Source organism: Streptomyces sp. Edi4 (assembly GCF_040253615.1).
Lineage (GTDB): Bacteria > Actinomycetota > Actinomycetes > Streptomycetales > Streptomycetaceae > Streptomyces.
In genome coordinates this window covers 54,151-78,217 of sequence record NZ_JBEJGY010000001.1, presented here as the reverse complement: position 1 = coordinate 78,217, position 24,067 = coordinate 54,151, and the positions used below count along the sequence as shown (strand labels likewise).

Annotated in this window: 29 protein-coding genes; 25 read left to right on the top strand and 4 right to left on the bottom strand. The window is 70.4% G+C overall.

What is annotated here, in order from left to right:
• The first annotated feature begins 120 nt into the window (after positions 1-120).
• On the top strand, positions 121-726 hold the full coding sequence (locus ABR738_RS00500) for an NUDIX hydrolase (RefSeq protein ID WP_350227913.1): 606 nt from the start codon (positions 121-123) through the stop codon (positions 724-726).
• Here the strand turns inward: ABR738_RS00500 and ABR738_RS00495 are convergent.
• Entirely contained in the window at positions 723-1,988 is a 1,266-nt protein-coding gene (locus ABR738_RS00495; protein WP_350227912.1) for an NsdA family TPR-like regulatory protein, read from the bottom strand. The genes ABR738_RS00500 and ABR738_RS00495 overlap by 4 nt on opposite strands.
• 514 nt (positions 1,989-2,502) lie before the next feature.
• Between ABR738_RS00495 and ABR738_RS00490 the strand changes: the two genes are divergently transcribed.
• The 17 genes from ABR738_RS00490 (at position 2,503) to ABR738_RS00410 (ending at position 16,577) form a co-directional block, all read left to right on the top strand.
• Positions 2,503-2,748: a hypothetical protein gene (locus ABR738_RS00490; protein ID WP_350227911.1), complete on the top strand. Its 246-nt coding sequence runs from the start codon at positions 2,503-2,505 to the stop codon at positions 2,746-2,748.
• A 221-nt stretch (positions 2,749-2,969) separates the two neighbouring features.
• Positions 2,970-3,404, top strand: a complete 435-nt coding sequence (locus ABR738_RS00485) for a hypothetical protein (protein WP_350227910.1) — start codon at positions 2,970-2,972, stop codon at positions 3,402-3,404.
• Positions 3,404-3,628 carry a hypothetical protein gene (locus ABR738_RS00480; protein ID WP_350227909.1) on the top strand — a complete coding sequence of 75 codons (225 nt, stop codon included), beginning with the start codon at positions 3,404-3,406 and terminating at the stop codon, positions 3,626-3,628. Before ABR738_RS00485 ends, ABR738_RS00480 begins: the two co-directional genes overlap by 1 nt.
• A complete protein-coding gene (locus ABR738_RS00475; protein ID WP_350227908.1) occupies positions 3,625-4,050 on the top strand; it encodes a hypothetical protein in 426 nt (141 codons plus the stop codon). Before ABR738_RS00480 ends, ABR738_RS00475 begins: the two co-directional genes overlap by 4 nt.
• The gene (locus ABR738_RS00470) at positions 4,050-4,316 is read left to right on the top strand and encodes a hypothetical protein (protein ID WP_350227907.1); all 267 of its coding nucleotides are present in this window, start codon (positions 4,050-4,052) and stop codon (positions 4,314-4,316) included. The genes ABR738_RS00475 and ABR738_RS00470 overlap by 1 nt, the downstream gene beginning before the upstream one ends.
• Positions 4,317-4,405: 89 nt before the next feature.
• Entirely contained in the window at positions 4,406-4,663 is a 258-nt protein-coding gene (locus ABR738_RS00465) for a hypothetical protein (protein WP_350227906.1), read from the top strand.
• Positions 4,664-4,798: 135 nt separating this feature from the next.
• Positions 4,799-5,272 carry an NUDIX domain-containing protein gene (locus ABR738_RS00460; RefSeq protein WP_350227905.1) on the top strand — a complete coding sequence of 158 codons (474 nt, stop codon included), beginning with the start codon at positions 4,799-4,801 and terminating at the stop codon, positions 5,270-5,272.
• 54 nt (positions 5,273-5,326) lie between these two features.
• Positions 5,327-7,753 carry a hypothetical protein gene (locus ABR738_RS00455; protein WP_350227904.1) on the top strand — a complete coding sequence of 809 codons (2,427 nt, stop codon included), beginning with the start codon at positions 5,327-5,329 and terminating at the stop codon, positions 7,751-7,753.
• A 35-nt stretch (positions 7,754-7,788) separates the two neighbouring features.
• A complete protein-coding gene (locus tag ABR738_RS00450) occupies positions 7,789-8,049 on the top strand; it encodes a hypothetical protein (RefSeq protein WP_350227903.1) in 261 nt (86 codons plus the stop codon).
• A gap of 75 nt (positions 8,050-8,124) precedes the next feature.
• Positions 8,125-8,349 carry a hypothetical protein gene (locus ABR738_RS00445; protein WP_350227902.1) on the top strand — a complete coding sequence of 75 codons (225 nt, stop codon included), beginning with the start codon at positions 8,125-8,127 and terminating at the stop codon, positions 8,347-8,349.
• 270 nt (positions 8,350-8,619) lie between these two features.
• Positions 8,620-10,935, top strand: coding sequence for a hypothetical protein (locus ABR738_RS00440; RefSeq protein ID WP_350227901.1), 2,316 nt, complete (start codon positions 8,620-8,622; stop codon positions 10,933-10,935).
• Between the two features lie 54 nt (positions 10,936-10,989).
• On the top strand, positions 10,990-13,491 hold the full coding sequence (locus ABR738_RS00435; RefSeq protein ID WP_350227900.1) for a DNA translocase FtsK: 2,502 nt from the start codon (positions 10,990-10,992) through the stop codon (positions 13,489-13,491).
• Positions 13,492-13,493: 2 nt separating this feature from the next.
• A complete protein-coding gene (locus tag ABR738_RS00430) occupies positions 13,494-13,688 on the top strand; it encodes a hypothetical protein (RefSeq protein ID WP_350227899.1) in 195 nt (64 codons plus the stop codon).
• A 10-nt stretch (positions 13,689-13,698) separates the two neighbouring features.
• Positions 13,699-13,863, top strand: coding sequence for a hypothetical protein (locus ABR738_RS00425; RefSeq protein ID WP_350227898.1), 165 nt, complete (start codon positions 13,699-13,701; stop codon positions 13,861-13,863).
• Positions 13,863-14,447, top strand: coding sequence for a hypothetical protein (locus ABR738_RS00420; RefSeq protein WP_350227897.1), 585 nt, complete (start codon positions 13,863-13,865; stop codon positions 14,445-14,447). The genes ABR738_RS00425 and ABR738_RS00420 overlap by 1 nt, the downstream gene beginning before the upstream one ends.
• A 51-nt stretch (positions 14,448-14,498) precedes the next feature.
• Positions 14,499-15,206: a restriction endonuclease gene (locus ABR738_RS00415; protein ID WP_350227896.1), complete on the top strand. Its 708-nt coding sequence runs from the start codon at positions 14,499-14,501 to the stop codon at positions 15,204-15,206.
• A 342-nt stretch (positions 15,207-15,548) separates the two neighbouring features.
• Entirely contained in the window at positions 15,549-16,577 is a 1,029-nt protein-coding gene (locus ABR738_RS00410; RefSeq protein ID WP_350227895.1) for an ATP-dependent DNA ligase, read from the top strand.
• 1 nt (position 16,578) lies between these two features.
• Here the strand turns inward: ABR738_RS00410 and ABR738_RS00405 are convergent, their stop codons facing one another.
• Positions 16,579-17,601, bottom strand: coding sequence for a helix-turn-helix transcriptional regulator (locus ABR738_RS00405; protein ID WP_350227894.1), 1,023 nt, complete (start codon positions 17,599-17,601; stop codon positions 16,579-16,581).
• Between the two features lie 666 nt (positions 17,602-18,267).
• Between ABR738_RS00405 and ABR738_RS00400 the strand changes: the two genes are divergently transcribed.
• Positions 18,268-18,558, top strand: a complete 291-nt coding sequence (locus tag ABR738_RS00400) for a hypothetical protein (RefSeq protein WP_350227893.1) — start codon at positions 18,268-18,270, stop codon at positions 18,556-18,558.
• A gap of 221 nt (positions 18,559-18,779) precedes the next feature.
• On the opposite strand, the gene ABR738_RS00395 is transcribed toward ABR738_RS00400, so the two are convergent.
• Together ABR738_RS00395 and ABR738_RS00390 are read right to left on the bottom strand one after the other, a co-directional pair.
• Positions 18,780-19,271 carry a hypothetical protein gene (locus ABR738_RS00395; RefSeq protein ID WP_350227892.1) on the bottom strand — a complete coding sequence of 164 codons (492 nt, stop codon included), beginning with the start codon at positions 19,269-19,271 and terminating at the stop codon, positions 18,780-18,782.
• 35 nt (positions 19,272-19,306) lie between these two features.
• Positions 19,307-19,681 carry a DUF6011 domain-containing protein gene (locus tag ABR738_RS00390; RefSeq protein WP_350227891.1) on the bottom strand — a complete coding sequence of 125 codons (375 nt, stop codon included), beginning with the start codon at positions 19,679-19,681 and terminating at the stop codon, positions 19,307-19,309.
• A 420-nt stretch (positions 19,682-20,101) separates the two neighbouring features.
• On the opposite strand from ABR738_RS00390, the gene ABR738_RS00385 reads away from it, so the two are divergent.
• The 6 genes from ABR738_RS00385 to ABR738_RS00360 all read left to right on the top strand — a co-directional run bounded on the left by ABR738_RS00385 (position 20,102) and on the right by ABR738_RS00360 (position 24,038).
• A complete protein-coding gene (locus ABR738_RS00385) occupies positions 20,102-21,382 on the top strand; it encodes a DNA methyltransferase (protein ID WP_350227890.1) in 1,281 nt (426 codons plus the stop codon).
• 15 nt (positions 21,383-21,397) lie between these two features.
• Positions 21,398-21,862, top strand: a complete 465-nt coding sequence (locus ABR738_RS00380; protein WP_350227889.1) for a hypothetical protein — start codon at positions 21,398-21,400, stop codon at positions 21,860-21,862.
• Positions 21,862-22,065, top strand: coding sequence for a hypothetical protein (locus ABR738_RS00375; protein ID WP_350227888.1), 204 nt, complete (start codon positions 21,862-21,864; stop codon positions 22,063-22,065). Before ABR738_RS00380 ends, ABR738_RS00375 begins: the two co-directional genes overlap by 1 nt.
• Positions 22,062-22,601: a ParB/RepB/Spo0J family partition protein gene (locus tag ABR738_RS00370; RefSeq protein ID WP_350227887.1), complete on the top strand. Its 540-nt coding sequence runs from the start codon at positions 22,062-22,064 to the stop codon at positions 22,599-22,601. The genes ABR738_RS00375 and ABR738_RS00370 overlap by 4 nt, the downstream gene beginning before the upstream one ends.
• Positions 22,598-23,650, top strand: coding sequence for a DNA cytosine methyltransferase (locus ABR738_RS00365; RefSeq protein ID WP_350227886.1), 1,053 nt, complete (start codon positions 22,598-22,600; stop codon positions 23,648-23,650). The genes ABR738_RS00370 and ABR738_RS00365 overlap by 4 nt, the downstream gene beginning before the upstream one ends.
• A gap of 100 nt (positions 23,651-23,750) precedes the next feature.
• The gene (locus tag ABR738_RS00360) at positions 23,751-24,038 is read left to right on the top strand and encodes a hypothetical protein (protein WP_350227885.1); all 288 of its coding nucleotides are present in this window, start codon (positions 23,751-23,753) and stop codon (positions 24,036-24,038) included.
• Positions 24,039-24,067 lie beyond the last annotated feature (29 nt).

Below are 24,067 nucleotides of genomic sequence, written 5' to 3'. Positions count from 1 at the left end.
CGGCCGTCACCCTGTTACAGGCCCGCACCCACCGGGATTACCCACCATGGGTAAACGGTGCCGGGCCGGCGGGCAAGGCTGTTTCTCTAAGGTGGGAACACGACCACGGAGGGGACCAACGTGTCAGTGCAGGAGCAGGCGTCCGGACAGGCCAACACCGCCACCGAGCGGAGCGAGGCCGAGAAGGCCAGCGAGTGGCAGGTCTTCGGCGAGAGGAATCTCTACGAGAACCGCTGGGTGACCCTCGCCAAGGTCGACATCCAGGAGCCCGACGGCAACCGCTACGAGCACCACAAAGTGCTTCTCCCGGCCGCCGCCATGGTCGCCATGGTCGACGACCAGGACCGCGTCCTGATGATGTGGCGCCACCGCTTCGTCCCCAACCTCTGGAACTTCGAACTGCCCGGCGGCCTCATCGAGGCCGGCGAGGACCCCGCTGCCGCGGCGGCCCGCGAGGTCGTCGAGGAGACCGGCTACCGCACCACCCGCCCACTGGAGCGCGTCGTCGACTTCGAACCGATGATCGGCACCTGCACATCGCCGCACCACGTCTACATCGCCCGCGGCGTCGAGAAGGCGGGCGAACCCACCGAGAAGAACGAGGCCGCCCACATGGAGTGGGTCCCGCTCGACGACATGCTCGGCCTGATCTCCGCAGGGAAGATCCGCAACTCCGGCACCCTCGTCGCCGTGCTGTTCCTCCTGGCCACTCGGGCCAAGGCCTAGGCGGCGACCCCCGCCAACACCTGGGCGATCCGGCGCCGCTGCCGTACCGAGCTCGTCAACGCCGCCAGGTCCTGCGCACGCAGGGCCTGGCGGCGTGCTTCCTCCCGCTCCCCACGCCGCGCCAGCACCACCGCCAGGTCGCACCGCACCCCAGCCTCCGCCCGCGTGAACCCGGACATGTCCATCGACGCCAGCGACGCCGTCAGGTCCTCCAGAGCTTCGTCCGCCCCCAGCGTTGCCAGCGCATTCCCACGCCACCGGTCCAAGTGCGAACCGCCCAGGAACAGGAACGGTAACGCCGGGTCAGCGGGGTCTGTCGGCCGCACTGCCTCCGCCCGGTCCATGCCGGCCCGGCACAACGCCTCGTGCCCGGCCACCGCGTGTGCCTCCGCCTCGGCCGCGAACAGCCACGTCTCCATCAGCGGCGGCAACCCGCCCCCAGCGCTTTCGCGGGCGAACCGCACCTGCTCCACCGCCTGATCCGCCTCACCCAAGTCCAGCAGCACGTAAGCCTGTTGCCCCATCGCGTGCGCCAGCAGCGCTGCCGAGCCCGACTGCCGGGCTGCTGACTTCGCCGTCTCATGCAGCCGCCACGCCTTCTGGTACTGACCCAGATCCAGGGCCTGCCAGCCTGCGAGCGTTGCGGCCTCCGTCAGCGCCGCCGCCATCGGCTCCCGGCCGCCCGGCGCCGTCCGGTACCCCAGCAGATCCTCCATCTGCGCGATCTGCGCCTCCAACTGGGGAAGCACGGTGGCCGCGCCCATCTGCCGGTCCATCTGGCGCATCGTGTCGATCTGCATCGCGTACAGCCGTGCCACCGTGCCCTCCGCAGCCGAGGCCCGCGCGAGCTCCCGCTTCAGCTCCAGCGCCTCGTCGTCCATGGGGAGGGCCAACTCGAAGGCCGGCGTCTGTGATCGGCGGCCGGGGGGCTGCCCCAGCGTTGCCGAGGGTGCGGCCACCGTGGCGTCACCCCGGCCCGCCTCCCACGGTCTCGCGGCTAGGCCCAGCATCGCCCCCGGGATCCCGATCCCGTCCGCGATCCGCTCGATCACGCCGATCTGCGTCACGGTCCGCTTGTTGGCGATGACTTCCGACACCCTGCTCGGCGTCATGTCGCACAGCCTCGCGATCCGCGACGGGTACAGGCCCGCTCGCTGGGCGAGCTTAAAGACCGTCCCGAAGTCACGGGCCTGGCAGGCGCCCACCATCTCCGGAAGCTCCAGCACGCGCGGCGGTAACGGACTCCACTCGACCTCGTGCATCGGCTCGCTCCCCGGGCAGCGATCACGGACTTACGCGGAGTTTACCCACGGTGAGAACCCACGTGGGCCTCCCAGCCAACTCTCCTGATCCAGAGGCTGAGTTCAGCATTCCACCTCTGTTCGAGTGACGGGAACATCGGCATGGATCGACTGCCCCAACACCTCACCGACTTCTGCGCGGTGCGCCCAGCGGGCCGCCGCCCTGGAAATGGGCCGCGCGTGGGGAGTGATAGCGGGTCAGGTGCTGCGCAGTCACGCGCGCACACACTCACGGCACGCCTCCTCGCTTGCGGTAGGGCAGTCGCTGACGGCACTAGCGAGATCAACGTCCGTCAGGCTTCAACCACCTCGGAGGGACTAGACAGCCTCATGGAACGCCCTAATACTGTCCCCCTCAAGGGTACATTCTGCGAGTTCGGGCCGGGAGGAGGTGCTGGTTGTGGCGATGCCTGCTGCGGTGCTCGACGCGGTGCGTTCGATACCTTGGTTCCCTTCGAGGGGACAAGGAGACGACGTGCCGGACGGGAATCCGTTGCTCGACACCGAAGCGGTGGCCGCCAAGATCGGCGTGGCGAGCGAGACGGTACGCATCTACCTCAAGCGCACACGCAAGCGGATCGCCGACGGACAGCCGGTGCGACCGCAGGATCTGCCGCTGCCCGACGACAAGTTCGGTCGTTCGCCGGCGTGGTTCGAGTCCACGATCGACGCCTGGGTCGCCGTGCGGCCGGGCCGTGGGCGCCGCCCGGCTGCCTCGTAGCTCAAACTCTCGGAACCGTATTGACCCGGTCCCGAGTGCCGCGTAAGTTTGTACCCGTGAAGGGGACAAACTTCCCCGTCGCAAGTCGGGCTTCCTACGGCCTGACATGCAAGAACCCCGGCTGGGATTCCTACAGCCCGGCCGGGGTCCACCTCGACCAGCGTCCTACCGCCGGCCGAGAACGGAACTGCCCACCTGCGCATTCAGGGAGGCCGATCCTCATGAAGGATCGCACAGCAGTACCCGCGTCCACCAAGGTGGACTGCGGAACGACGCCCTTCAACCAGCCCGTGTCGTTGCCGGGCCGCCTGCTCGTCGAGTACATCGGCGACCTGGGTCCCGTGACCAGGCGTCTGGACATGGTGCCCGCCACGACGCTGGTTGCGGTGACCGGGACCGTGACCGCGCTGCACTTGACCGGCCCGGACGAGGAGCCGCGCGCGGTGGTCACCGTGACCGGTTCAACGTTCGAGTCCGCGCAGTGCATCGTCGGCACGGAGCGGTACCTGGACCTGTGGGACCTCCTTGTTGAGGGGACCCGGGTGCGGGTGAGCGGCAGGGTACGTCGGCCGGTGTCCAACGAGGCCGGGTACATCGAGATCCTGACGATCGGTGAGGCTCCGACGCTCGCGGCGACGCAGGCGGTGAGTGCGTGATGGCGAAGACGACGGGGCACGCGGCCGCCGAGCCCGGTGCGAAGGTCACGGTCCGCACGATCGGCGAGGTCTTCGAGACGGTCCGGAACCACCCCGCTGACGTCTGGTCGGCCGACTACGAGGTTCTGTACACCCGGGCGTTCTACGCCTGCGGCGGCAAGACCCCCAAGGCGCCGACCGGCTCCACGACCGCCGGCGACAACGAGGCGGTGGCCCCGCGATGAACACCTTCTCCCAGACCTCGCGCACCGCCGCCGAGCGCGCCGCGCTGGCCTACCAGCCGGACGTCCACCCCGCCGTGCGGCCGCTCCTGGACGCCATCGCCCACCTGCACAGCTACCAGCCCGCCGACACCGCCGACCTGGCTCGCCTCCTGCGGTCCATCGGTGGCGACACCTCCGGTGCGACGAACGCCGTCGCGGAGATCGGTGACTTGGTGAAGAGCCTGGTCTCCAGCCCGGCGACCGCCGGTCTGCCGAGGGCCGACCGCGTCGCCCTGGCGCGTGAGGCAGCCGAATACGGCGAGGTCTCCCTGATGGGGGAGGGCGAGGAGCAGCTCAACCAGGTGATCTACCTCCTGGAGGGCAACTCCGAGCCGACCAGCACCCTCGCCCGCGCCGCCCGTGCGCTGGGTGGTGGCCGCTGATGACCACCACGCCGGTATCCAAGGACACGTACGACGAGGGTCCGCAGCTCTCCAAGGGCGGCGCCATCTTCGTGATGGTCATCGCCTTCGCTGGGATGGTCCTGGCCACGGTCGACATGTTCGTGAACGGCTGGCTCGCCGCCCTGGCCCACCTGGGCTGGGCCGTGGGGGTGTTCCTGGTGATCTCCCTCGTCCTGGGCCTGGTCCTGAGCCTCGTGCTCGGGGCCCAGGCCGCTGGCGTCGAAAGTCCCGCCGAATCCCCCTGATTACCAAGCCCGGGATGCGAGATCCCCAGGTGATCCATGTCCAACAGCGGCCACCCCGCGTCACCGCACTCTTACGGAAAGAGGCCTCCATGTTCCGCCGTCTGCTCGACAGCATCGCCGAAGTCCGCGACCACCACGCCCTCAGCAAGGACATCAACGAGGCGGTCGCCAGCGGCGACCGCGAAGCCGCTGCGGCCTTCACCTCCCGCACCGGCACCCTGGCCGCCGCCCTCACCCGCTCCGGCAACGAGCGGCGGGGCGCGGAGATCAGCGACTACGCGACCCACGTAGCGGACGCCGACGGCAACACCAACCGCGTCCACCGCCTGGGCCGCAGCCCCCGGTAGCCCACCGCCTGCCTACGCGACGGGCCCGGCAGGAGACGACACCGCCGGGCCCTCACCCCCTCAGATCCACACCTGCACAGCCCCGGGCTGCCCTTCGGCCTGCCCGATTGCCCTCTGAGCCCCATGGAGATCCCTGTGACCGAGACCCCGACCGAAGCGTTCCAGCTCACCGTCGACGTGGTGTGCGCCTGCGACGGCAAGCTCGTGTTCGTCGAGCGCGGCTCGGAGCCGCACAAGGGCAAGCTGGCCCTGCCCGGCGGATACGTGGACGCCGGCGAGACCGCGATCGCTGCTGCCGTCAGGGAGTTGAACGAGGAGACCGGCATCGTCGTCCGCGAGGCGGACCTCGAGCTGGTCGGCTTCTACGACGCGCCGGACCGCGACCCGCGCGGCCGGTTCGTCTCCGTCGCCTTCGCCGTGACCGTCCCGGCCAACACCCGGGCCACCGCCGGGAGTGACGCGGCGGCCGTGCAGTGGCAGACGCCGAGCCCCGAACTGCGCCTGGCGTTCGACCACGACCAGATCGTCGCCGACGCCACGAAGAAGCTCGGCCTCCCGGCCCCCCGCCGCCGCTCCCGCGTCCGCACCAACCTGGGCCGCCGCGACTGACCGCCCCCGCCCCCAACTCACCTGCGCCCGCAGAGCCGAAAGGACACCCGCCAGATGGCCACACGCAACAGCCGCACCCAGACACGCGGGGGCGGCAAGCCCGCCGCGAAGAAGGCGTCGGCTGCAACCCCGACTGCACCGAAGCAGGTGCTGGACGAGGCTCGCGCCAAGGCCGACGGCATCGTCGCCGACGCCGAGAAGGTCGCCGCCGCCGCGATCGCCGAGGCCACCGAGGAGGCGGAGGGCACCGTCCAGAGCCTCCTCGACGAGGCACAGCAGCAGGCGGACGCCCTGCGCATCGCGGCCGAGCACACCGCCGCCACCGTGCGCGCTGACGCCGAGCAGGCCGCCGAGCAGCTGAAGACCGACGCCGCAGCCCAGGGCGACCAGCTCCTCGAACAGGCCCGCGCCGACGCCGAGACCGAGGCCGCCGACCGCCTCGCCCGCGCGGCTGAGGCCGCCGAGCAGCTCGGTGTCGAGGCCGCCGCGGCCGCCGACCGGCTGCGCGCCGAGGCCACGGTCGCGGCCACGGAACTGGTCGAGCAGGCGAGCGCCGACGTCGAGCACCTCCTGGCCAAGGCCCGCACCGACACCGAGCACCTGCGCGGTGAGGCGGAGCGGGTCCTGTCCCGCGGCCGGGAGGACGCCGAGCGGCTGCGCACCGACGCGGAGGCCGAGGCCGACCGGCTGCGTGCGGCCGGCGCCGCCGATCGCTCCCGCGCCCAGGACGAGGCGGCGGCCGTCCGTGCCGAGGCTGAACGGCTGCGCACCCACGCGCAGGAGACCGCCGAGGCGCTGCGGACCAACGCCGAGGAGACCGCCCAGCGCATCCGCACGGCCGCTTCCGCCGAGGCCGCCCTGCTGCGCACCGACGCCGCCGCGGACGCCGACCGCACCCGGCGCACCGCAGAGGCGGAAGCCGACCGGGCCCGCACTACGGCCCGCGCCACGGTCGAGGACGCCGAGAACCACGCCGCGCAGCTCACCGCCCAGGCCAAGGACGAGGCGGCCGGCATCGCCGCCCGGGCCCGCACCCAGGCGGAGGAGCTGACCCGGAAGGCCGAGACGGCCTACCAGGACGCCGAAGCGACCCTGGACCAGGCGAGGGGCGAGGCCGTCGTACTGCGCGCCGACGCTGGCGCCGACCGCGCGCAGGCCGCCGAGGCGCTGGAGCAGGCCACCTCCAAGACCGTGCAGAAACTGGAGAAGCGGAAGCTGAAGGACGACGCGGCCGAGGAGCTACGCGCCGCTAAGCGGAACCAGAAGGAGGCCCGTCGGCAGGGGCGCCCGACCCTTTCGGACAAGACGCGTAAGGCCCTGCAGTTCATGGCCGTCCGCTTCCTGATCATCGTGCCGATCCTGGCGCCGATGGTGGTCGCCTGGACGGGGCAGAGCGGCTTCGCCATGCGGGTGTTGGGGTGGTCGTTCGCCGGGTCCCTTGTCTACGCCGCGGCGTACGAGATGACCACCGCGTACTGCGCCTGGCTGTACGACCAGGCCCGCCGCGACGGCGACAAGGGCTGGGAGTACCGCCTCGCCACATGGGCCTTCGGTATCGGTGCCGCGGTCCAGCAGTGGTGGCACTACTCCCACGACTGGGCCGCCACCCCCAAGGCCGTCACCTTCTCCGCGATGTCGATGGTCGGCGTGGTCCTGTGGGAGTTGTTCGCCCGCCTGATTCACCGGCGCAAGCTCCGCGCGGACCGCAACCTCCCGCCGGCACTGCCGAGTCTGGGTGCGGCCCGCTGGCTGCGCTACCCGGTCCGCTCCTGGACCGCCCGCTCCTTGATGATCGACGACCCGGACGTGTGGGCCAACACCAGCCGCGCGTGGGCCTACGCCGGCCGCATCATCGCGGACCGCAAGGCCCGCCGGACCGGCAAGGCGTACGCGAGCGTCTACCTCGTCTCGGTCCGCCGGTCCGGACCGGACCACGGACCGTCCACTATCCCGGCGGTCCAGGACTTCATGGACCGGACCGTTCTGGACCGCCTGGGCCTTATGGACCGGACCGCCACGGGCGGGACCGCGCGGCCCGCTGGTGGACCGGGCCGGTCCAAGGAAGTGGACCGTGGACCGGCGGACCGGACCGCGCTGCCTCCCGGCGGTCCGGACCGCGCCTCGATGGCCCGGACGCCGGCGGACCGGACCGGCGGACCGGACCGCCCGCCGAAAGGTGCTGCGACCTCGGCGGACCGTGGTCCGGACCGGACGGCCCGGTCCGCCGGTCCGACCCCCGCGACTCGTCCGGACCGCACCTCCACAGACCGGTGCCTCGCCGACGGACCGCCGTACACGGCACCGGACGGGTTCGCGCTCAACGAAGCCGAGCAGCGGGCCATCGACGTCCTGCGGTCCACGAACCGGTCCATCACCAAGCGGAACATCGGCGACGTGATCCGGACCGAGGGCGGGTCCATCGCCTCGGACCGCGCGGCGGAGATCGCCCGTCACTTCCCCCGCTCCCTGCGGTCCGCGTAACCGGACCGGACCGCCGACCCCGAAGGACTCACATCATGACCATCCAGCCACCGGTCTACGAGTGGAGCGCGACCACCGCGCAGGAGGCGGAGACCTCCCTCGAGGCCGCCACCAACCTCATCGATGCCCACCTCAAGACCCTTGTGCCGGGCGACGCCTACATCAAGAGCGACACCCGGCGGAACGCGCTGGTCGGCCTGCGGATCTCCCTGGACCTCGGCCCGCTGCTCCTGGCCATCAACGAGTCCCGGGTGCTGAACGACCAGCTCGACCTGGACATCCCCAGCGACTCCTGACCAGGAGAGATGACCCGACTCCGTGACCGTTCCGGCCTCAGACCAGCCAGACCACAAGCCCGAGGAGAACAAACCATGAGCACGCCCTCCGAGCCGACCGTCCTGACCGCCACCACGGTCGGCGGTGCCCGCGACATCCTCGCCGCAGCCAGCAAGCGCCTGGAGTCAGAGGTCTCCAGCCGCCTCCCCGGCGACCGCGATGGCCAGGCGTGGGCCCGCGACCAGGAGTTCGACTTGGCCGTCACCGTCGACTGGACCCAGCTCGAGCACCTCAGCACCTACAACAAACCGGCCCTCTGACAGTGGACCGCCTCCACGACGCGATCGGCCCCCACCGAGAACGGACATCGCAGAGCGTGACGTGAAGCTGGGTGCGTCAACGTCAACGTCAACTGTCCGGACGTGACGAGGAAACCCCCTTGCTCTGGATCAGACCCCGGAAACGCCGTCTGAACAGCCAACTTGACGTTGACGCGGCTCCCTGACGTTGACGTTGACGCTCCGGCTTGACGCCATGCCCGACACGCACAGTCACACCCAACATTGCCGCCCTGAGTGGAGGAAACCCCCGTGAGCACGACCCCCGACTACGACATGGCGCCGCCGGCCGCCGCAGCGACTGCGCCGTCGCCCGCCGCCGGGCAGCCCCTGGCGTCGGGCGCGGCAGCAGCCACGGACCCGGGTGCACAGCGTCCCCAGCGTCGTCGCGCAGCATCACAGAAGGACGAAAGCCTCGCCGGGCTCCTGATCCCCGGCGGCATCATCACCGGGTTGATCTCGCTGTGCTGGCTCGTCCACGCCTTCGGCCTGCCGATCGTCATCTTCGCGATCCTCGCCGCCGCAGCTACCGCCGTAACCGCCGTCGCCATCAAGGCCGGCCGCCGGGCTGCCAAGGCCGCGGGCCGTACGCGGTTGGGCCGCGGCGGCGGAGGCCCGGGTGGCGGGCGCGGGGGCGGCCGGGCCGGTGGCCGCTCCGGCGGAGGACGATCCGGTGTAGGCAACCGTTCCGGCGGCACTGGGCCCTCGCGCCGCTCCGGCGGCGGTTCGAAGGGCTCCAACGCCCCTGGCCTCATGTCCCGCAAGCCCTCCGGCCTCGGCTCGCTCAAGTCGTCCCCCCGAACCGGCCCGAAGAACTCATCCAAGGGTGGCCTGGGCGGCCGGAGCGGTCTGGGCGGATCCCGCTCGACCGCTGGCCCCAAGCCGCTGAAGGGCAGCCCGACCAAGGGCGGCCTGGGCGGTGCGAAGGACCGCAAGGGCCTGGGCAACAGCGCCTCCGGAGGCCGGGGCGGCCTCCTGGGCAAGCTCACAAGCGGAATCGGCACGAGCCCCAAGGGGACCGGCTCGGGCAAGTCCAACCGGAAGAAGGCACCCGGCGGCTTGGGCGGCGGCAGCGGCACGGCGCCGAAGTCGCCGAAGAGGACCCCGAAAGGCACGACCGCGCCCACCGGCACTGGCGGCGGGAAGAGCTCCACGACCCCGGGCAGTGGCAAGCCCACGGCGCCGAAGACCCCGAAGTCACCCAAGGGCGGCAAGGGGAAGGGCAAAGGCAAGCACCGCCACTACACCTGGAAGAAGAACCCTCTCCGCAAATCCCGGGGCCTGGCCAAGAGCGCTTACGTCAAGGGCAAGGGCCTGTACCGGGCGGGCAAGCGGGGCGCGGCCTGGGGCTACAGGAAGGTCACCAGCTCCAAGTTCCGCCGCCGCCTGCACCAGGCTGCCACTCCGTTTCGCGCGATGTACCGCGGCACGCGCAAGCACGGCGGGAAGTTGATGGCCAACGCCCTGCGCGTCGGCGGTCGGTGGGTCCTGGGGGCGCACTCCTTCCTGGGTCACATCCGGCTGTCCACCAAGGGACCGAACTGGCTCAAGCCGCTCTCCAAGGTCCTGTACTGGGCCACCAGCCCGCTCGCGAAGCTCGTCAACGTCTCACGCCGATGGACGTGGCTCTCCGCCTGGATCTACAAGACCGCGACCGCCCGGCCGATCACCAAGCCCGTCACTGCGTCGGGCCCGACGGCCCCGACCGCGGGCACCGGCGCACCCGCGCCCGCAACCGTCCCCGGCAGCCGCACGTCCGTGCCGTCACCGGCCACCGCACCCGCAGGAGGAACACCCGTGGACACCAGCCCGGTTCACCACGCCTACCCGCTCATCTACGCCGCCGACGCCATCCGGATGGCCGCCGCCTCATTCGCCGCCGCCCCGGCCGACAGCATGAAGGGGTACGAAAACGTCATCGAGAACCTGGGCCACCTCGAGTTCGCGATGTGCCACCTGATGCACGACATCGCGCAGGTCACCGAGGACGACTTCAAGGTCAACCCCGAGATCCCGAACCAGTTCCGCAACGTCGGCATCCAGTTTCTGTCCCTGGGCCAGTTCGTCGACGCCACCCACAAGGTCTTCCGCGACGTCCACGCGGAGCAGCTGGAGAATCTGGAGAACCCCACCTGGCAGGGCCGCAAGTGGGACGTGTCTGCGAACTGGGCGCACATCATGCCGCAGTTCGCGTGGCAGGACCCGACTGCCCACGCTCTGCCGCTGATGCTCGCCTCCGGCGCGATCCGTGACGCGGGCATCCACATCCGCCTGCACCCCTCGGGGAGCATGTTCGGCTACGAGATGACGATCGAGCACCTCGCGCCGCTCGCCGAGGCGCTGTACGTGCTGATGGAGACCGTCGCCTCCACCACCGAGTCGGAGTTCGCCGTCCACCCGGCCATCCCGGCCATGCACCGCGACGCCGGCCAGCGCTTCCGTGACCTCGGCGGCGCCATCCAGGCCGTGCACCTGCTCTACCGGCTCCTGCACCAGGAGCAGCTCCACAACATCGAGAACCCCACCTACCAGGGAGCCAAGTGGGACGTGGGCCGCAACGCCCCCTGACCCGGCCCACACACCATCCCCGCTCGGCCACGACGACGTAAGGAGATTCTCACCATGGCCCGCTCGAAGGACCGCGAGGTCACCCCCTGGGTGCACGGGGTGTTCGAGACCCCGCTGTACACCTCCGGCGTGATCTACCTCGGAGGTGTCGGCCTGGGCGCCGTCGAGGACCTGGGCCACACTGTGCCGCTGGAGATGCTCGGCATCGGCTCGGTCGGCGGCGTCATCGCCGCCGCCACCGCCCGTTTCCTGCGCACCGGCGGCCCCAACCGCTCCCGCCGCGCCCGCTGGTTCCACACCGCCTTCACGGGCATCTGGACCAGCGCCGCAGCGGCCTGGATGAACTGGGTGGCGGGCGGCACGCCTTGGACGCTGTCCTCCGCCGCCACCATCGCCGCCGCCACCGTCGTCATCGCACCCTTCTACGGGGTCGACCGCTACCTGCGGGGCGACGAGATCGCCGAGCAGTGGGCGAAGGAAGAGGCGGCCGTTTCCAAGCCGCTCACCGACTGGCAGGAGCTGTTCGCCGCCGTCGGCGCCCGCGGCGTCGTAGTCGAGGACAAGGAGAAGGCCCACAACGGGTTCCGGCTGACCTTGACCCTCACCGAGACCGACTACGACGGGATCCTGCCGCTGCTGAAGCGGCTGGAGATGAAGGCCAGGCTGCGTACCGGCGCGCTCACCCTCAAGCCCGGCGCGCACGCCGCCGAGGCGTTCCTGTCGGTGTCCACCCGCAACGTCCTCGCCGAGCACGTCGACCTCGACGACAGCGACCACCCCATCACCATCAACGAGCCGCTGACGCTGGGCATGCTCGAGTCCGGCGAGCCCATCGAGCTCCTCATGCGCCAGAACTCGGTGCTCATCGCCGGCCAGAAGGGCTCCGGTAAGTCCGTCACGCTGCACGTCCTGATCTCCCTGCTCACCCGCTGCATCGACGCCGTCGTCTGGATGATCGACATGGCCAGCGGCCACACCGCGAAGCGGTGGCTGCGCCCGTGGGTGGAGGGCTGGAAGGACAAGGACGGCAACACCATCTCCCGGCCGCTGCTGGACTGGGTCGCCACCAACGAGGACGAAGCCGTGCGCATGTACAACGCCGCGCACGACATCGCCGACCAGCGAGCCAGGACCGCCCGCGGCGGCAAGCTCATCCCCAAGGCCAAGCAGCCCGCGATCATCGTGATCACCGAAGAGGGCTCGGACCTGATGGCCTGGAGCCCGGTGGCCGTCAAGCCCAAGACCCGGGGCATCAAGAAGGGCCGCAAGGCCGCGATCGACTACGTCGACGTGGTGCAGCGCGGCACCGGCCCCAACACCGGTGGCGGCGAGATCGACTCCCAGTACGACACCACGATCGGCCTGCGCTTCCGGAAGAAGGGCGAGGGCCAGTACGTCTTCCCCGACTTCTACCACCAGGTCAACCTCGCCGCCTTGCCCGGCAACGGCGCCTGCTACATCAAGACACCGGCCATGGACCAGGGCGAGCCGCCGGAGAAGGGCCGGTTCGCCTACGTCAACGACGACGAGGACAGCGACCACATCGAGAGGATGGCGGTCGCCCGGGCGAACATCCGCCCCGACCTCGACGACGAGGCCATCGCCATCGCCAACAAGTGGGGCTACAAGGACCGCTGGTCCGACCACGAGCGCAGCGGCTGGATGCTCGAGGCGTTCGGTATCGACGCCCCAGCCACCGCCCCCGGCGGCAGCGCCGCAGTCGGCGGTGGCACCAGCACCCTGCAGGCCGCCCCGCCCGTCCCGCCGACCACCGGCGGCAGCGGACCCAACCGGCCGGGCGGACGGCTGCCCAGCGAGCTGGGCGACATGCCCTCCGCCGAGGACTACCTCAAGAAGTACGACGGCGCGCAGCAGCCCCCCGCCGCCGGCCCGCCCACCGCAGGGGGCCCCGGCGTTCCCGGACCCGACGAGGCCACGGTCAAGGCCGCATTCGACAAGGTGTGGGCGGGTGTGGAGGGCCTGGTCCAGGAGGCCGCCGAGCAGCACGAGGCTGCCCGCCAGGCCGAGGAGGACAAGAAACAGAGCCGCGAGCACCCCCGCAAGAACGAGGTCCTCGACATGGTTCGCGACGCCGGACCCGAGGGCGTCACGATCGACGGCTGCCGCAACCGGCTCGCCGAGCTGTACCCCGACGAGAAGCCGCCGAGCCGCCAGTCCGTGAACAAGTGGTTCGCCGACCACGAGCACGTCATCCAGCCCGGCGGCCCCAAGACGCCGTACCTGTGGGCCGACCCCGACCACCCCGCACCGCCCGAGGCCCAGGACACCGAGGACGACGACCGGCCCGAGCCGCTCGAGGGCGACGACCTGGAGCTGTTCCTGCACGCCGTCGAGCTCGTCGTCTCCACCTCGTTCGGCTCCACGTCGATGCTGCAGCGCAAGCTCCGCGTCGGCTTCGCCAAGGCCACCTGGCTCATGGACCAGATGACCGCCCGCAACATCACGGGCCCCCAGGACGGCGCCAAGGCGCGCGAGGTCCTGGCCAAGCCGCACACCCTCGACGCCCTGCTCACCCGACTGAAGGAAGAGAACTGACCGTGGCCCTCTCCATCTCGATCATCGTGCTCCTGGCGATCATCCTGGTCGCCCTGATGCGCAGCGGCTCCCTGAAGACCGGCCCCGCCATCGCCGCGGTCCTGTTCGGCTTCTTCCTCGCCTCCACCGGCATGGCACCCGCCATCCACCAGGCCCTCCAGTCCGGCGCCAACGCCATCGCCGCCATCAAATTCTGAGCGGCTCGTGATGCCCCAGCCCGCCGACCACTCCCAGGACATCACCGGTCCGAGCGCCAGCGCCCATCTCGTCATCGCCGACCTCGACCCGAACAGCACCTTGGCCACGAGCCCGCTCCGGCGGGCCCTGGCCGCCCTCGAACCCGCCCCAACACCAGACAAGGACACCCACTGATGCACTCCGACCTCACCCAGGCCGAGTACGACAGCCAGGCCCGCGCCCTGCTCGCGCGCCTGGAGAACGAGGCCATCACCTCCACCCGGAACGTCCCGGCCCCCGGCCCGGTCGCCCCGGGCATCGCCCCCTTCGTTGTTCCCGACGGCTACACCGTCCGCGAGACCGTGGAGACCACCGCCGACGGCGGTACCCGGACCATCCGCGAAGTCGTCCCCCTCGCCCCGCCGCCGGCGTCCACCGCCGCCGCGGCGCCCGCCCCGCGCCCGGCCCCGGCACCCAGCGCCTTCACAGAGCGCCGCGCCCTGCCCCAGTGGCTCACCTCCACCCGCGCCAAGGCGAAGGCCATCGCGTACGTCACCGGCGCCGCGGCCGTCACCACCGTCGGCGCCGTGTACGGGGCCGACATCGCCACCAGCGTCTCGGCGGGCGCCACCGTCCTGTGGCACGCCACTCTGACCGTGCTGAAGGTCGGCGGCATCTGCCTTGCCGGCGCCCTGTTCCTGCGCCTGGTCTTCGGCGGTGGCCGCCGCCGCACCGGCACCTTCGAGGGCTCCATCAAGGGCACCTGGCGCCAGGACTGACACCTCAACCGCTCCCACCCCGATGCCCCGACCCGACGAGGAGACCCGCCCATGGCCAGCACCAGCCGCCGTCCCCGCACCAGCCGCTCCACGGCCCGCCGCCCCTCCACCCGCCGCCACCCCGCCGCCCGGCGTCCTGCCACCCCGCGCCCCTGGTACCGCCACTTACCCGCACGGGACGGCGGCTCAGTCCTGCTCGTTGCCGCGGTAGCGCTGTTCCTCATCGGCAACTACCTGAGTCACCACCCGGCCGTCTTGACTGGGCTCCTGGTGCTCCTCGGCCTGGCCGCGATCGTGGCGGGCTACTACGGCGGCCGCCGGTGGACCCGTCGCCGGGGCCGCGCCGGGTGGGCCACGCTGCCCACCGCCATCGATGGCTGGCGAGCCCTGAGTCCAGGCGGCTTCGAGGAAGCCGTCGCCCAGTTGTGCCGGCGAGACGGCTGTACCTACGTGACTGTGCTCGGCGGAGCGGGGGACCGGGCGGGCGATGTGACGGCGCGCACTCCCGACGGGCGCTGGCTGTTGGTGCAGTGCAAACGGTTCGCCGAGGCGAGGAAGGTGCGTGCCGAGGTGCTCTATCAAGTGAACGGCACCTACCGGGACACCCATCGCTGCGATATGGCAGCTGTGGTGACGACCAGCACGTTCACCACGAGCGCGGTCGACTGGAATTGCGACCTTGAGGTGCCTCTGCGACTGTTCGGCTCCCGACAGCTCCTGGACTGGGCGGCGGGCACGGGACCCGCCCCCTGGCAGTAACCACCTCCAAACCATTCCTTACGTGTTGGGTTTCATGTAGTGTGGGCTGCACCGGAAGGCCGCGGGCATCGGCCGCACCGGTGGACGGAAACAGCCGTGGAGCAGCTGGATCCGTCGGGCAGTACGGGAGATTGGGAGCGCATCGGCCCCGGTCCGCCGCCATCAGGGCGCGGACCGGGGCCGCTGTCGTACCCGACGTGACGAGCTGCGGGGGCTTCTGCGGTGTGGTCCTCTCGCGGCTGAAGCCAGCCACCCGGAAGCTGTATGTAGGCGAGACTTCGCCGACCAGGGTGGGAAGGCTGGTGGCGCAGTGCCCGCAGCGGACGGTGGAAGGAGGCCCTGATGGCGCTGTTGCCTCCCATCACCCCCATGCTCGCCCAGCCTGCCGAGTCACTTCCGAGCCCCAGCACTCTGGCGCGCGGCTTGGTGGCCCTGGAGCAGAAGCTGGACGGCCACCGCGCGATTGTCTTCACCCCTGGCGGCCCCGGCGGACGCCTCCGCTTGCAGACTCGCCGCGGCAGCCTGATCCAGGACCGATTCCCCGACCTGGTCGCGGCCGGCGAGCAGCTGCCCGACGGCCTCGTTCTCGATGGCGAGCTTCTCGTCTGGGACACCGAGACCGGCCAACTGTCCTTCGAAGGACTCCAGCGGCGAGCCGCTGCCCGGTCGCGCACCGCGGCCACGCTGGGCGTACGTCTGCCGGCCTTCTATGTTGCCTTCGACGCCCTCCAGATCGACGGGACCGAGCTCCTGACGCGCCCGTACCGCGATCGCCGCCGCATTCTCGAAGGCCTCTTCGCAACCCACCAGTTGACCGCGCCGTGGACGCTCTGCCCCATGACCACCGACCTCGCCACGGCCCAGGAGTGGCTGGAGACCTGGACCGACGTCACCGGGGTGGAAGGCCTTGTCGCCAAGCGCATGAACCAGCGCTACCAGCCGGGCCAACGCGGCTGGACCAAGATCAGACGGCGGGACACCACGGAGGCCATCATCGGTGCGATTACGGGCACTCTGACACGACCGCAGCTCCTCGTCCTCGGCCGCTACGACGAACACGGCCGCCTCCGCACGGTGGGCCGTACCGTGCCCCTGCGCCCGGACACCGCGCAGCAGGTCGCTGCGCATCTGGAAGCCGCTGGTCCCGACCACCCCTGGAGGGGAGTGAAGTTCTCCTCAGCATGGGGGTCCCGGGACGTTCTGAAGACAACCCTGGTCCGTCCCGAACTGGTGGCAGAGATCAGCGCCGACCGGGCCGTCGACCATGGTGGCGTCTTCCGCCACCCGCTGCGCTTCCAGCGACTTCGCCTGGAGGCGGAGCCGGCGGACACGCCACGCTTCGGCCACGGGCCCGGCGCCCCAGCAGACTGAACTAGTCCCTTACGTGGCGGTCGGACGAAGTCGCGAACCAGTACATGACCTGCTCGTTCGTCTCCATGCCCAGTTCACTGCGCAGCTGCGCCATCTCGGCGCCGACCGTGCGGACCTTCCAGCCGAGCTGGCGGCCGATCTGCGCGTAACTGTGGCCCTGGCTGATGCCTCGCAAAATGGAGCGCTGGCGAGCAGATGTGATGGGCCGAACAGCGGGAGCGGGGGAGTCCTCCGCTTCGGCCTCGGACGCCGCAGGAGTGGTGTCCCAGGGCACCGCGTGCAGCCATTCGTTCTCGAAAGCACGCCGGATGTAGCCGATGGCCGCAGGGTCCCGAATGTGCCACGCACCAGCAGCCGCAGGCCGTCCGTCGACCAGGTCAGGGACGAAGGCATCGGTTCCGTCGATGACGATGGTCTTGGTCAACGGCGCATCGACAGTGCGGATCTGAGCTCCCAGCTCCAGCGCCATGGCGACGTAGCGTCGGACATGCGGGGCGGTCAGGTTGGATCGCTGGTAGATGGTGCGCAGGACGACCCCGCGCTCCATCATCTCCGTATCCCGGCTCTCGGAGTTCTTCAGATGCTCGGGCCGGCGCGCGCCGGGATGCATGGTCAGCACTTCCCGCTGAGCAGCGTAGGTGAGGCTGGTCAGTACTTTGTGGACCTCGTTCGACCCGTCCAGGAAGCGCGACTGGTAGTCACCGCTCGGCGTTCCGAACAGGCCGCGCTCGCCGTCGATGTCCTCGAGGAAGCCTTGGATTTGCGCCATGAACCCTGCGGCCGCGACCAGCTGCTGCTCGGCGGCCGCGTGCAGGTGCCGTTCGATGTCGGAGCGTGCAGACAGAACGTAGGTGCTCGGCCGGTAGGGCTCGGGGCGCAGTACGCCGAGCCTGGCCAGTTCACCGAGTCCCGGGGTGTCCTCCGCGATCTGCTCACCCTTCAAGGCACGGCGCAGCAGATCGCGTGCGGGGCTCGTGAGGGTGGGCGGCCGCTGGATGTCGGGTGTTCTGTCGGTATTGCTCATGATTTATTGCTGCGTCCTCCGGCGTTGCGTCTACACGCAGTGCTACCAGCCTTGATGTCGAGAGTGGAGGCGGCCAGCCTAGGTCAATGACATATGCAGGTCAGGTGTTTTCCAGGGGTTTTCCCTGACCTGGTCATCCGTCCTCCTGAAAGGACCCTTCCCCCGTGACTGTTGCTCGCCGAATCCGAACGGCTGCCGCGGCGGCACTTCTTGCCGCCTGCGCCGCCTTGGCTGTCTCTTCCCTACCCGCCGTCCATCACGGCGGCCCTGCACTTGCCGATACGCATTGGGACGTCGTCACGCCGGCGCCTGCCAGCCCGGACACGATTGTGGCTCCCGCCGACACCAACTGGGACTAGCCGCAAGGCTTGGGGTGTCTGCCCGGGCGCGGCTCGGGCAGTGCACCTCGCTCGCCGTAGCAATACGGCACCGGACGCACCACCAGGTTCCAGCGGCCCGGGACTGCCCCCCGACAGTTCCTTGCACGCACAGATGACAGCGCGGAGTGCTCCTCGCGCGACCTGTACGCCAGTGGTGTTCACGTCGTAGCGGACCTCTGCATCACAGACCCATGCTGCGCCGCCTCGAAGATGTCGCGTCTCGACGCGAGCCGAGTGCAGCCAGCAATGCACCGTGCACAGCAACTGCCAGAAGGGGCCGGGGAAAATGGCTTCAGTAGTACCGCATCGCACCAGTCGGTCCGCCCAGGGCGCGGCGAGCGGGGAGGACCTCCCGCAGCCGGAGCCCGGCGGTGTCCTGCGTCTGGTGGCCTCGGGGATGACCCTGGCGGCGAACGGGGTCGCAGACGGAACGCAGCTGTCGGTCGTCGAGCAGCCCAGGACCGTGTCACCGACGCTGGAGTGCGCCCGGGCCATCCGTCAGTCGCGGACGGCCGACATCGGCGGGCTGATCGAGCGTATGCGCAACACGGCGCCCGCCGCGCGGCCCGGGTTTTGACGCTCGGCGGCGCCGCGCTGATCATCAGACCTACGGGCCCGGCGTGACATCCATCCCCTTCTCTAAACCCCCCGTGCCGAGAAGACCGCCGGGCCCGACTGCACTTCCCGCCGGGAGCCCGCTCCCACGCGCAACGCCCCGCCGACGGCGGGGCGTTGCTGCTTTCGGTGCAGGGCCGAATGTGATGGGCCCCACCGGAGGGGCGGGGCCGGGTGGCTGGGTCAGGCTTGCGCGTACCGGACGGCGAGCGCGTGCAGCCAAGGCGGCACATCCTTGAGGGTCGTGCCGACGAAGCTGGTGGACGTCACGACGTCGGGCCGCCCCGTGCGTCGCGCCCGATAGCCGCTGACGTGTACGCCGCGCAGCCGCGTGGTCCCCTGCGCAACCTCGATGACGTACTCCAGCCACACGATGCCCGGCGTGAGCGCCGTGAGTTCGGAGCCCGCGGACAGTTCCGGCGCACCCTCGACGTTGAGGGTCTGGACGTACTCGGTCGTCCTGCGCAACTCGCGCACCGCGCGCGAGACTTCCTGTACCGCGACCCCCTCCAGCGGATCGGCCGGTTCAGCCGGTGCCGCCTGCTCCGGGATCAGGCGCACCGTGCGGCCGCAGGACGTGGTGACGAGCAGCGGCTTGCACTCATCGGCCGCCCACATGACGGCCTCTGCGATGTCCTGGTTTCCGTCGTTCCAGTTGATCTCGTACTGCTCCATGAGCATCCTCCTTGTGTGCGGCCCGGCCGCCGCCGTCAGGCGGCGGCGACTATCTGGGCGGCGATCCGGTGGTAGCAGGTGTGCTGGCCGCGCAGTCCGGCCGGGCAGGTGCACGCCTGGGCGGCGGTCTTGTAGGTGCCGGTCCCGCTGGAGGCGACCGCCTGGAAGACCCGGCGGGCACGCAGGGGGATCAGACCTCCGATGGTGATCAGGTCGAGGGCCTTGGCGACCAGGGCGGGCTTGTGATCGGCGACCGCGCGGGCGGCGGCCTTGATCCGGCGCAGGCAGGTCGGGCCGTACCCGGCCGCGGTGGAGTGAGCGGTGCGCAGGGCGCGTCCGCAGCGGAGGCAGTGGGTGTGGCCGGTGGTGGTGCGCTGCATCTCTGCCTCCTGGGTGCGGGTCGTCCTCACGCCTCAACTATACAACGCATCGTTGTAAAGTGGGAAGTCGTGCGGCAAGGTTCTCCACGCCAAGACGTCCGTCCCGCACCTGTGTGACTGATCATGACGCTTGTCACCGTGAGCGCGGTATCTGTCACCACGACCCTCGGCTGGAGCTGCCACAAGATCGGCCACGCCGACCGGCGCAGGTCAGGGCCGTCTCGCGAGATCGGCGCAGGTGACAGCAAGCGTGCGAACGGCGAGCTGGTGACAAGTAGCGCGCTCATCCGGTGTCAACAACCGTGCTCACGCCGACGAGGAACGCCAGGCCGCGCCTGGACGCTGGTGACAACCACCGTGCTCAGTCACAACCTGCCGCGACGCCCGCCCGGGGGACCCCGGCGGTCAGGGAAAATGGATCACGGCACTGTGGGGGTGGACGGAGTTGCCATGGGCACCCCCACGCCCACCGCCGCGGTGACCTACCTCGGAACCCGCGAGATTCCCTTCAACCAGCTCGACCGGTTCCCCGGCAATCCCCGGCGCGGTGACGTCGACGCCATCCGCGGCTCGCTGCGCCGCCACGGGCAGTACCGCTCCCTGGTGGTCCGAGCCGTCGACGACGACCGGTTCGTGATCCTGGCCGGCAACCACACCTCGGACGCCTTGCGTGCCGAAGGTTATGACCTCGCGCGGTGCGAGGTCATCGAATGCGACGACGACCAGGCCCGGCGCATCAACCTCGCCGACAACCGCCTCGCCGAGCTCGGCTCGTACGACAACGAGGCCCTGGCCGACCTGCTCTCCTACCTGGACGGCGACCTCGAGGGCACCGGCTACAGCGCCGACGACGTCGCCGACATCCTCGGCACCGACTCTGAGCCCGAGCCGCCGCTCACCGAGCCCGACGACATCCCCGACGTCCCCGCCGAGCCGCGCTCGCGGGTCGGCGACGTGTGGATCCTCGGCCGCCACCGGCTCCTGGTCGGCGACTCCACCGACGTCGCCGCCGTCGAGGAGATGCTCGACGGCGACCGCTGCGACGCCATGTGGACCGACCCGCCCTACGGCGTCGACTACGTCGGCAAGACCAAGGACGCCCTGACCATCTCCAACGACGGCGCGGCCGACCTTCCCGAACTCCTTGCCGGCGCCTTCGCGGTGGCCACCGTCGCGCTCAAGCCCGGCGCCCCGCTGTACGTCGCACACGCCGACACCGCACGCATCGTCTTCGAGACCGCGATGCGCGACGCCGGGTGGCTGGTACGCCAGAACCTGATCTGGGTCAAGAACACCATGGTCCTGGGCCGCTCGGACTACCACTACCAGCACGAGCCGATCCTGTACGGCTTCACCGACGCCCCGGCCGGGTCCGGGCGCCTGGGCCGCGGCGGAGACCGGTGGTACGGCGACAACGCCCAGACCACGGTCTTCTCCGTCGACAAGCCGGCCCGCAACGCCGAGCACCCGACGTCCAAGCCGGTCGAACTCATCACCGCAGGCCTGCGCAACTCCTGCGCGCCAGACGCCGTCGTCTACGAGCCCTTCGGCGGCTCCGGATCGACACTCATCGCCGCGCACACGACCGGCCGCGCCGCCCGGGTCGTTGAGCTGGACCCGCGCTACGCCGACGTCATCTGCCGCCGCTACCAGGAGCACACCGGCGACCAGCCCGTCCTGAAGGCGAGCGGCGAGGCCCACGACTTCACCACCTCGTCCCACGACGACTGACAGGGGGGTTGATCCATGCCCGCGTCCAAGGCCCAGCAGGCCGCCACCGCTCACCGCCGCGCCCAGGCCATCGCGCTGCGGCTCGCTGGCATGGACTACCAGACGATCGCCGAGCGGCTCGACTACGCCGACCGCGGCGCCGCGTCCAAGGACGTCCATCGAGCTCTGGAGAACAACCTCGAAGCGGAGTCGGTCGCCGCGGCAACCCTGCGGGAACTCGAAGTCCAGCGCCTGGACCGGATGCAGGCCGCCGCCTGGGCCAAGGCCGCCAAGGGCGACCTCAAAGCGATCGAAACCGTCTTGAAGGTGATCGACCGCCGGGCACGGCTGTTGGGCCTGGACCGACCCGCACGCACCGAGATCACCGGCGCCGACGGCGGCCCGCTCCAGGTCGAAGCCGTCGACATCGCCGAACTCGAACGCCTCATCACGCTGTCCGACGGCACCAGCTCCGACACCGAACCGGCGGGTGAGGCGTGATGCCCGCCCACCCGGCCGCCTTCGCCTACCTCGCCGCCCAGCTGCGCCGCACCCGCGACCCCGCCTGGCGCGACCACCTGCTGGACATCTGGCTCGACATCCGCGACCGCGCCACCGAATGGGACGCCCGCCAGTGGGGGCTCGAGCCCGACTCCTGGGCCCGGCGCATCATCGCCGACCACACCGAAGGACGCCCCGCATGAGCGCGACCCCAGCCGGCCTGCCCGGCACCATCTACGTCAGCACCCGCGACATCGCGCTGGACGACCTCACGCGCTATCCGGGCAACCCCCGCCGCGGTGACGTCGAAGCAATCCGGACATCCATACGCCGCTACGGCCAGTACCGCAGCCTGGTCGTCCGCGACACCGGCGACGCCCTGGTCGTGCTCGCCGGCAACCACACCTCCGACGCGCTGCGCGCCGAGGGCCACACCACCGCTCGGTGCGAAGTCCTCACCTGTGACGACGACACCGCGAGGCGTATCAACCTCGCGGACAACAAGCTGGCCGAGCTCGGCTACTACGACGAGGAGGACCTGGCGGCCATGCTCGCCGCTCTGGACGGCGACCTCGACGGCACCGGCTGGAGCCAGCAGGAAGTCGCGCGCCTGCTCACCGACGAACTGCCCGCCGGGTTCCCGGCGTTCGACGAGTCGATCGCCGAGGCCCTCAACCCCACCACCCACACCTGCCCGCAGTGCGGGCACACCTTCACCAACGCGGAGGCCGGGAAGTGAGCCGCCTCCCCGTTGCCCGCACACGGCTCGACTACGGCCAGGTCCTCAAGGACGCCTGGGCCGCACACCTGGCCCCACGCGCGCCTGACGCGCCGACCGTGATCTCCACGTTCGCGGGCGCCGGCGGAAGTTCGCTCGGCTACTCCATGGCCGGCTACCGGGAGCTGCTGGCCGTTGAGTGGGACGACCACGCGGCTGCGTGCTTCGGACGCAACTTCCCGCACGTGCCGCTGCACCACGGCGACATCGCCGACCTCGACCCGGATGCGCTCGGCCTCGAGCCCGGGGAGCTGGACGTCTTCGACGGATCGCCGCCGTGCCAGGGGTTCTCCGTCGTCGGGCGCCGCCAGGTCGACGACCCACGCAACCAGCTCTTCCGCGAGTACATCCGCTGCATCAACGCCTGGGCCCCGAAATGCTTCGTGATGGAAAACGTGGCCGGCATGGTGAAGGGGCAGATGCGCAGCCTCTTCGCCGAGATCCTCACCTCGCTCAAGGAGGCCGGGCCCGGGTACAGGGTCACCGCCCGCCTGCTCGACGCCTCCTACCTGCGGGTGCCGCAGAAGCGGCTGCGCATGATTTTCATCGGTGTGCGGCGCGACCTCGGTCTTGACCCGGTGCACCCGGTTCCGCAGTCCCGGCCGATGACGGTGCGCGAAGCGTTCGCCAACCTCGCAGACCCGGGCCCCTACCAGCTGCCCTCGGGCAAGGCGGCCCACGTTGCGCCGCTCATCCGTCCCGGCGAGGACGGCGGTGATGCGCTCCACCGACTTGGCGGCAGAAACGCCTACTTCAGTCTGCAGCGTCTGAGCTGGGATCGGCCGTCCTTCACGCTGATCAAGGCGATCTCCTCGTCGCGCAACGGGCTGCTCCACCCCGAAGAGAACCGGCTGCTGGGCATCAAGGAGCTGGCGCGACTGCAGTCCTTCCCGGACGCCTACGACTGGGGCGACAGCCCCGTCGAGAAGGTGTGGTCCCGCATCGGCAACTCGGTGCCGCCGCTCATGATGCGCGAGATCGCCCAGAACCTGCGGGAGAAGGTCCTCTAGCCGCCGAGCGGGTTCCGAACCCCCAACGGCCTTCCATCCTTACAACGATGCATTGTATAGTCTGAGAGTACGGAGAACACCGAACCGAACAGGAGAACCCGTGAGCAACCAGGCTGACGACAACGGTATTGACGTCCTGATCCACCGGCGCCCCTTCAGCACCAACGTGGTGGCCGAGTCCCGTACCGGCGCCCCCGAAATCCTGCTCGCCGCCCTCGACGGCCTCGGCTTCGACCGGAAGGGCCAGGCCATCTACATCTGGCACGAGCTGCCCGACAGCACGGACGCGGACGAGATCTCCCGCACCTGCCGACGCGCGAAGAGCACCCTCCTCGCGGCCGGGTACAGGGCTGTGGTCGACGACCGCCTGATCCAACAGCCTCAGTAACAGCGCGCCGAGTTCCGCTCCGCCCACCA

Excerpts from the sequence above, each read along its gene's own strand:
- ABR738_RS00495 (WP_350227912.1), bottom strand. The coding sequence starts at position 1,988 with ATGCACGAGGTCGAGTGGAGTCCGTTACCGCCGCGCGTGCTGGAGCTT.
- ABR738_RS00485 (WP_350227910.1), top strand. The coding sequence starts at position 2,970 with ATGAAGGATCGCACAGCAGTACCCGCGTCCACCAAGGTGGACTGCGGA.
- ABR738_RS00480 (WP_350227909.1), top strand. The coding sequence starts at position 3,404 with ATGGCGAAGACGACGGGGCACGCGGCCGCCGAGCCCGGTGCGAAGGTC.
- ABR738_RS00475 (WP_350227908.1), top strand. The coding sequence starts at position 3,625 with ATGAACACCTTCTCCCAGACCTCGCGCACCGCCGCCGAGCGCGCCGCG.
- ABR738_RS00470 (WP_350227907.1), top strand. The coding sequence starts at position 4,050 with ATGACCACCACGCCGGTATCCAAGGACACGTACGACGAGGGTCCGCAG.
- ABR738_RS00465 (WP_350227906.1), top strand. The coding sequence starts at position 4,406 with ATGTTCCGCCGTCTGCTCGACAGCATCGCCGAAGTCCGCGACCACCAC.
- ABR738_RS00455 (WP_350227904.1), top strand. The coding sequence starts at position 5,327 with ATGGCCACACGCAACAGCCGCACCCAGACACGCGGGGGCGGCAAGCCC.
- ABR738_RS00450 (WP_350227903.1), top strand. The coding sequence starts at position 7,789 with ATGACCATCCAGCCACCGGTCTACGAGTGGAGCGCGACCACCGCGCAG.
- ABR738_RS00445 (WP_350227902.1), top strand. The coding sequence starts at position 8,125 with ATGAGCACGCCCTCCGAGCCGACCGTCCTGACCGCCACCACGGTCGGC.
- ABR738_RS00435 (WP_350227900.1), top strand. The coding sequence starts at position 10,990 with ATGGCCCGCTCGAAGGACCGCGAGGTCACCCCCTGGGTGCACGGGGTG.
- ABR738_RS00425 (WP_350227898.1), top strand. The coding sequence starts at position 13,699 with ATGCCCCAGCCCGCCGACCACTCCCAGGACATCACCGGTCCGAGCGCC.
- ABR738_RS00420 (WP_350227897.1), top strand. The coding sequence starts at position 13,863 with ATGCACTCCGACCTCACCCAGGCCGAGTACGACAGCCAGGCCCGCGCC.
- ABR738_RS00415 (WP_350227896.1), top strand. The coding sequence starts at position 14,499 with ATGGCCAGCACCAGCCGCCGTCCCCGCACCAGCCGCTCCACGGCCCGC.
- ABR738_RS00410 (WP_350227895.1), top strand. The coding sequence starts at position 15,549 with ATGGCGCTGTTGCCTCCCATCACCCCCATGCTCGCCCAGCCTGCCGAG.
- ABR738_RS00405 (WP_350227894.1), bottom strand. The coding sequence starts at position 17,601 with ATGAGCAATACCGACAGAACACCCGACATCCAGCGGCCGCCCACCCTC.
- ABR738_RS00400 (WP_350227893.1), top strand. The coding sequence starts at position 18,268 with ATGGCTTCAGTAGTACCGCATCGCACCAGTCGGTCCGCCCAGGGCGCG.
- ABR738_RS00395 (WP_350227892.1), bottom strand. The coding sequence starts at position 19,271 with ATGGAGCAGTACGAGATCAACTGGAACGACGGAAACCAGGACATCGCA.
- ABR738_RS00385 (WP_350227890.1), top strand. The coding sequence starts at position 20,102 with ATGGGCACCCCCACGCCCACCGCCGCGGTGACCTACCTCGGAACCCGC.
- ABR738_RS00380 (WP_350227889.1), top strand. The coding sequence starts at position 21,398 with ATGCCCGCGTCCAAGGCCCAGCAGGCCGCCACCGCTCACCGCCGCGCC.
- ABR738_RS00375 (WP_350227888.1), top strand. The coding sequence starts at position 21,862 with ATGCCCGCCCACCCGGCCGCCTTCGCCTACCTCGCCGCCCAGCTGCGC.
- ABR738_RS00370 (WP_350227887.1), top strand. The coding sequence starts at position 22,062 with ATGAGCGCGACCCCAGCCGGCCTGCCCGGCACCATCTACGTCAGCACC.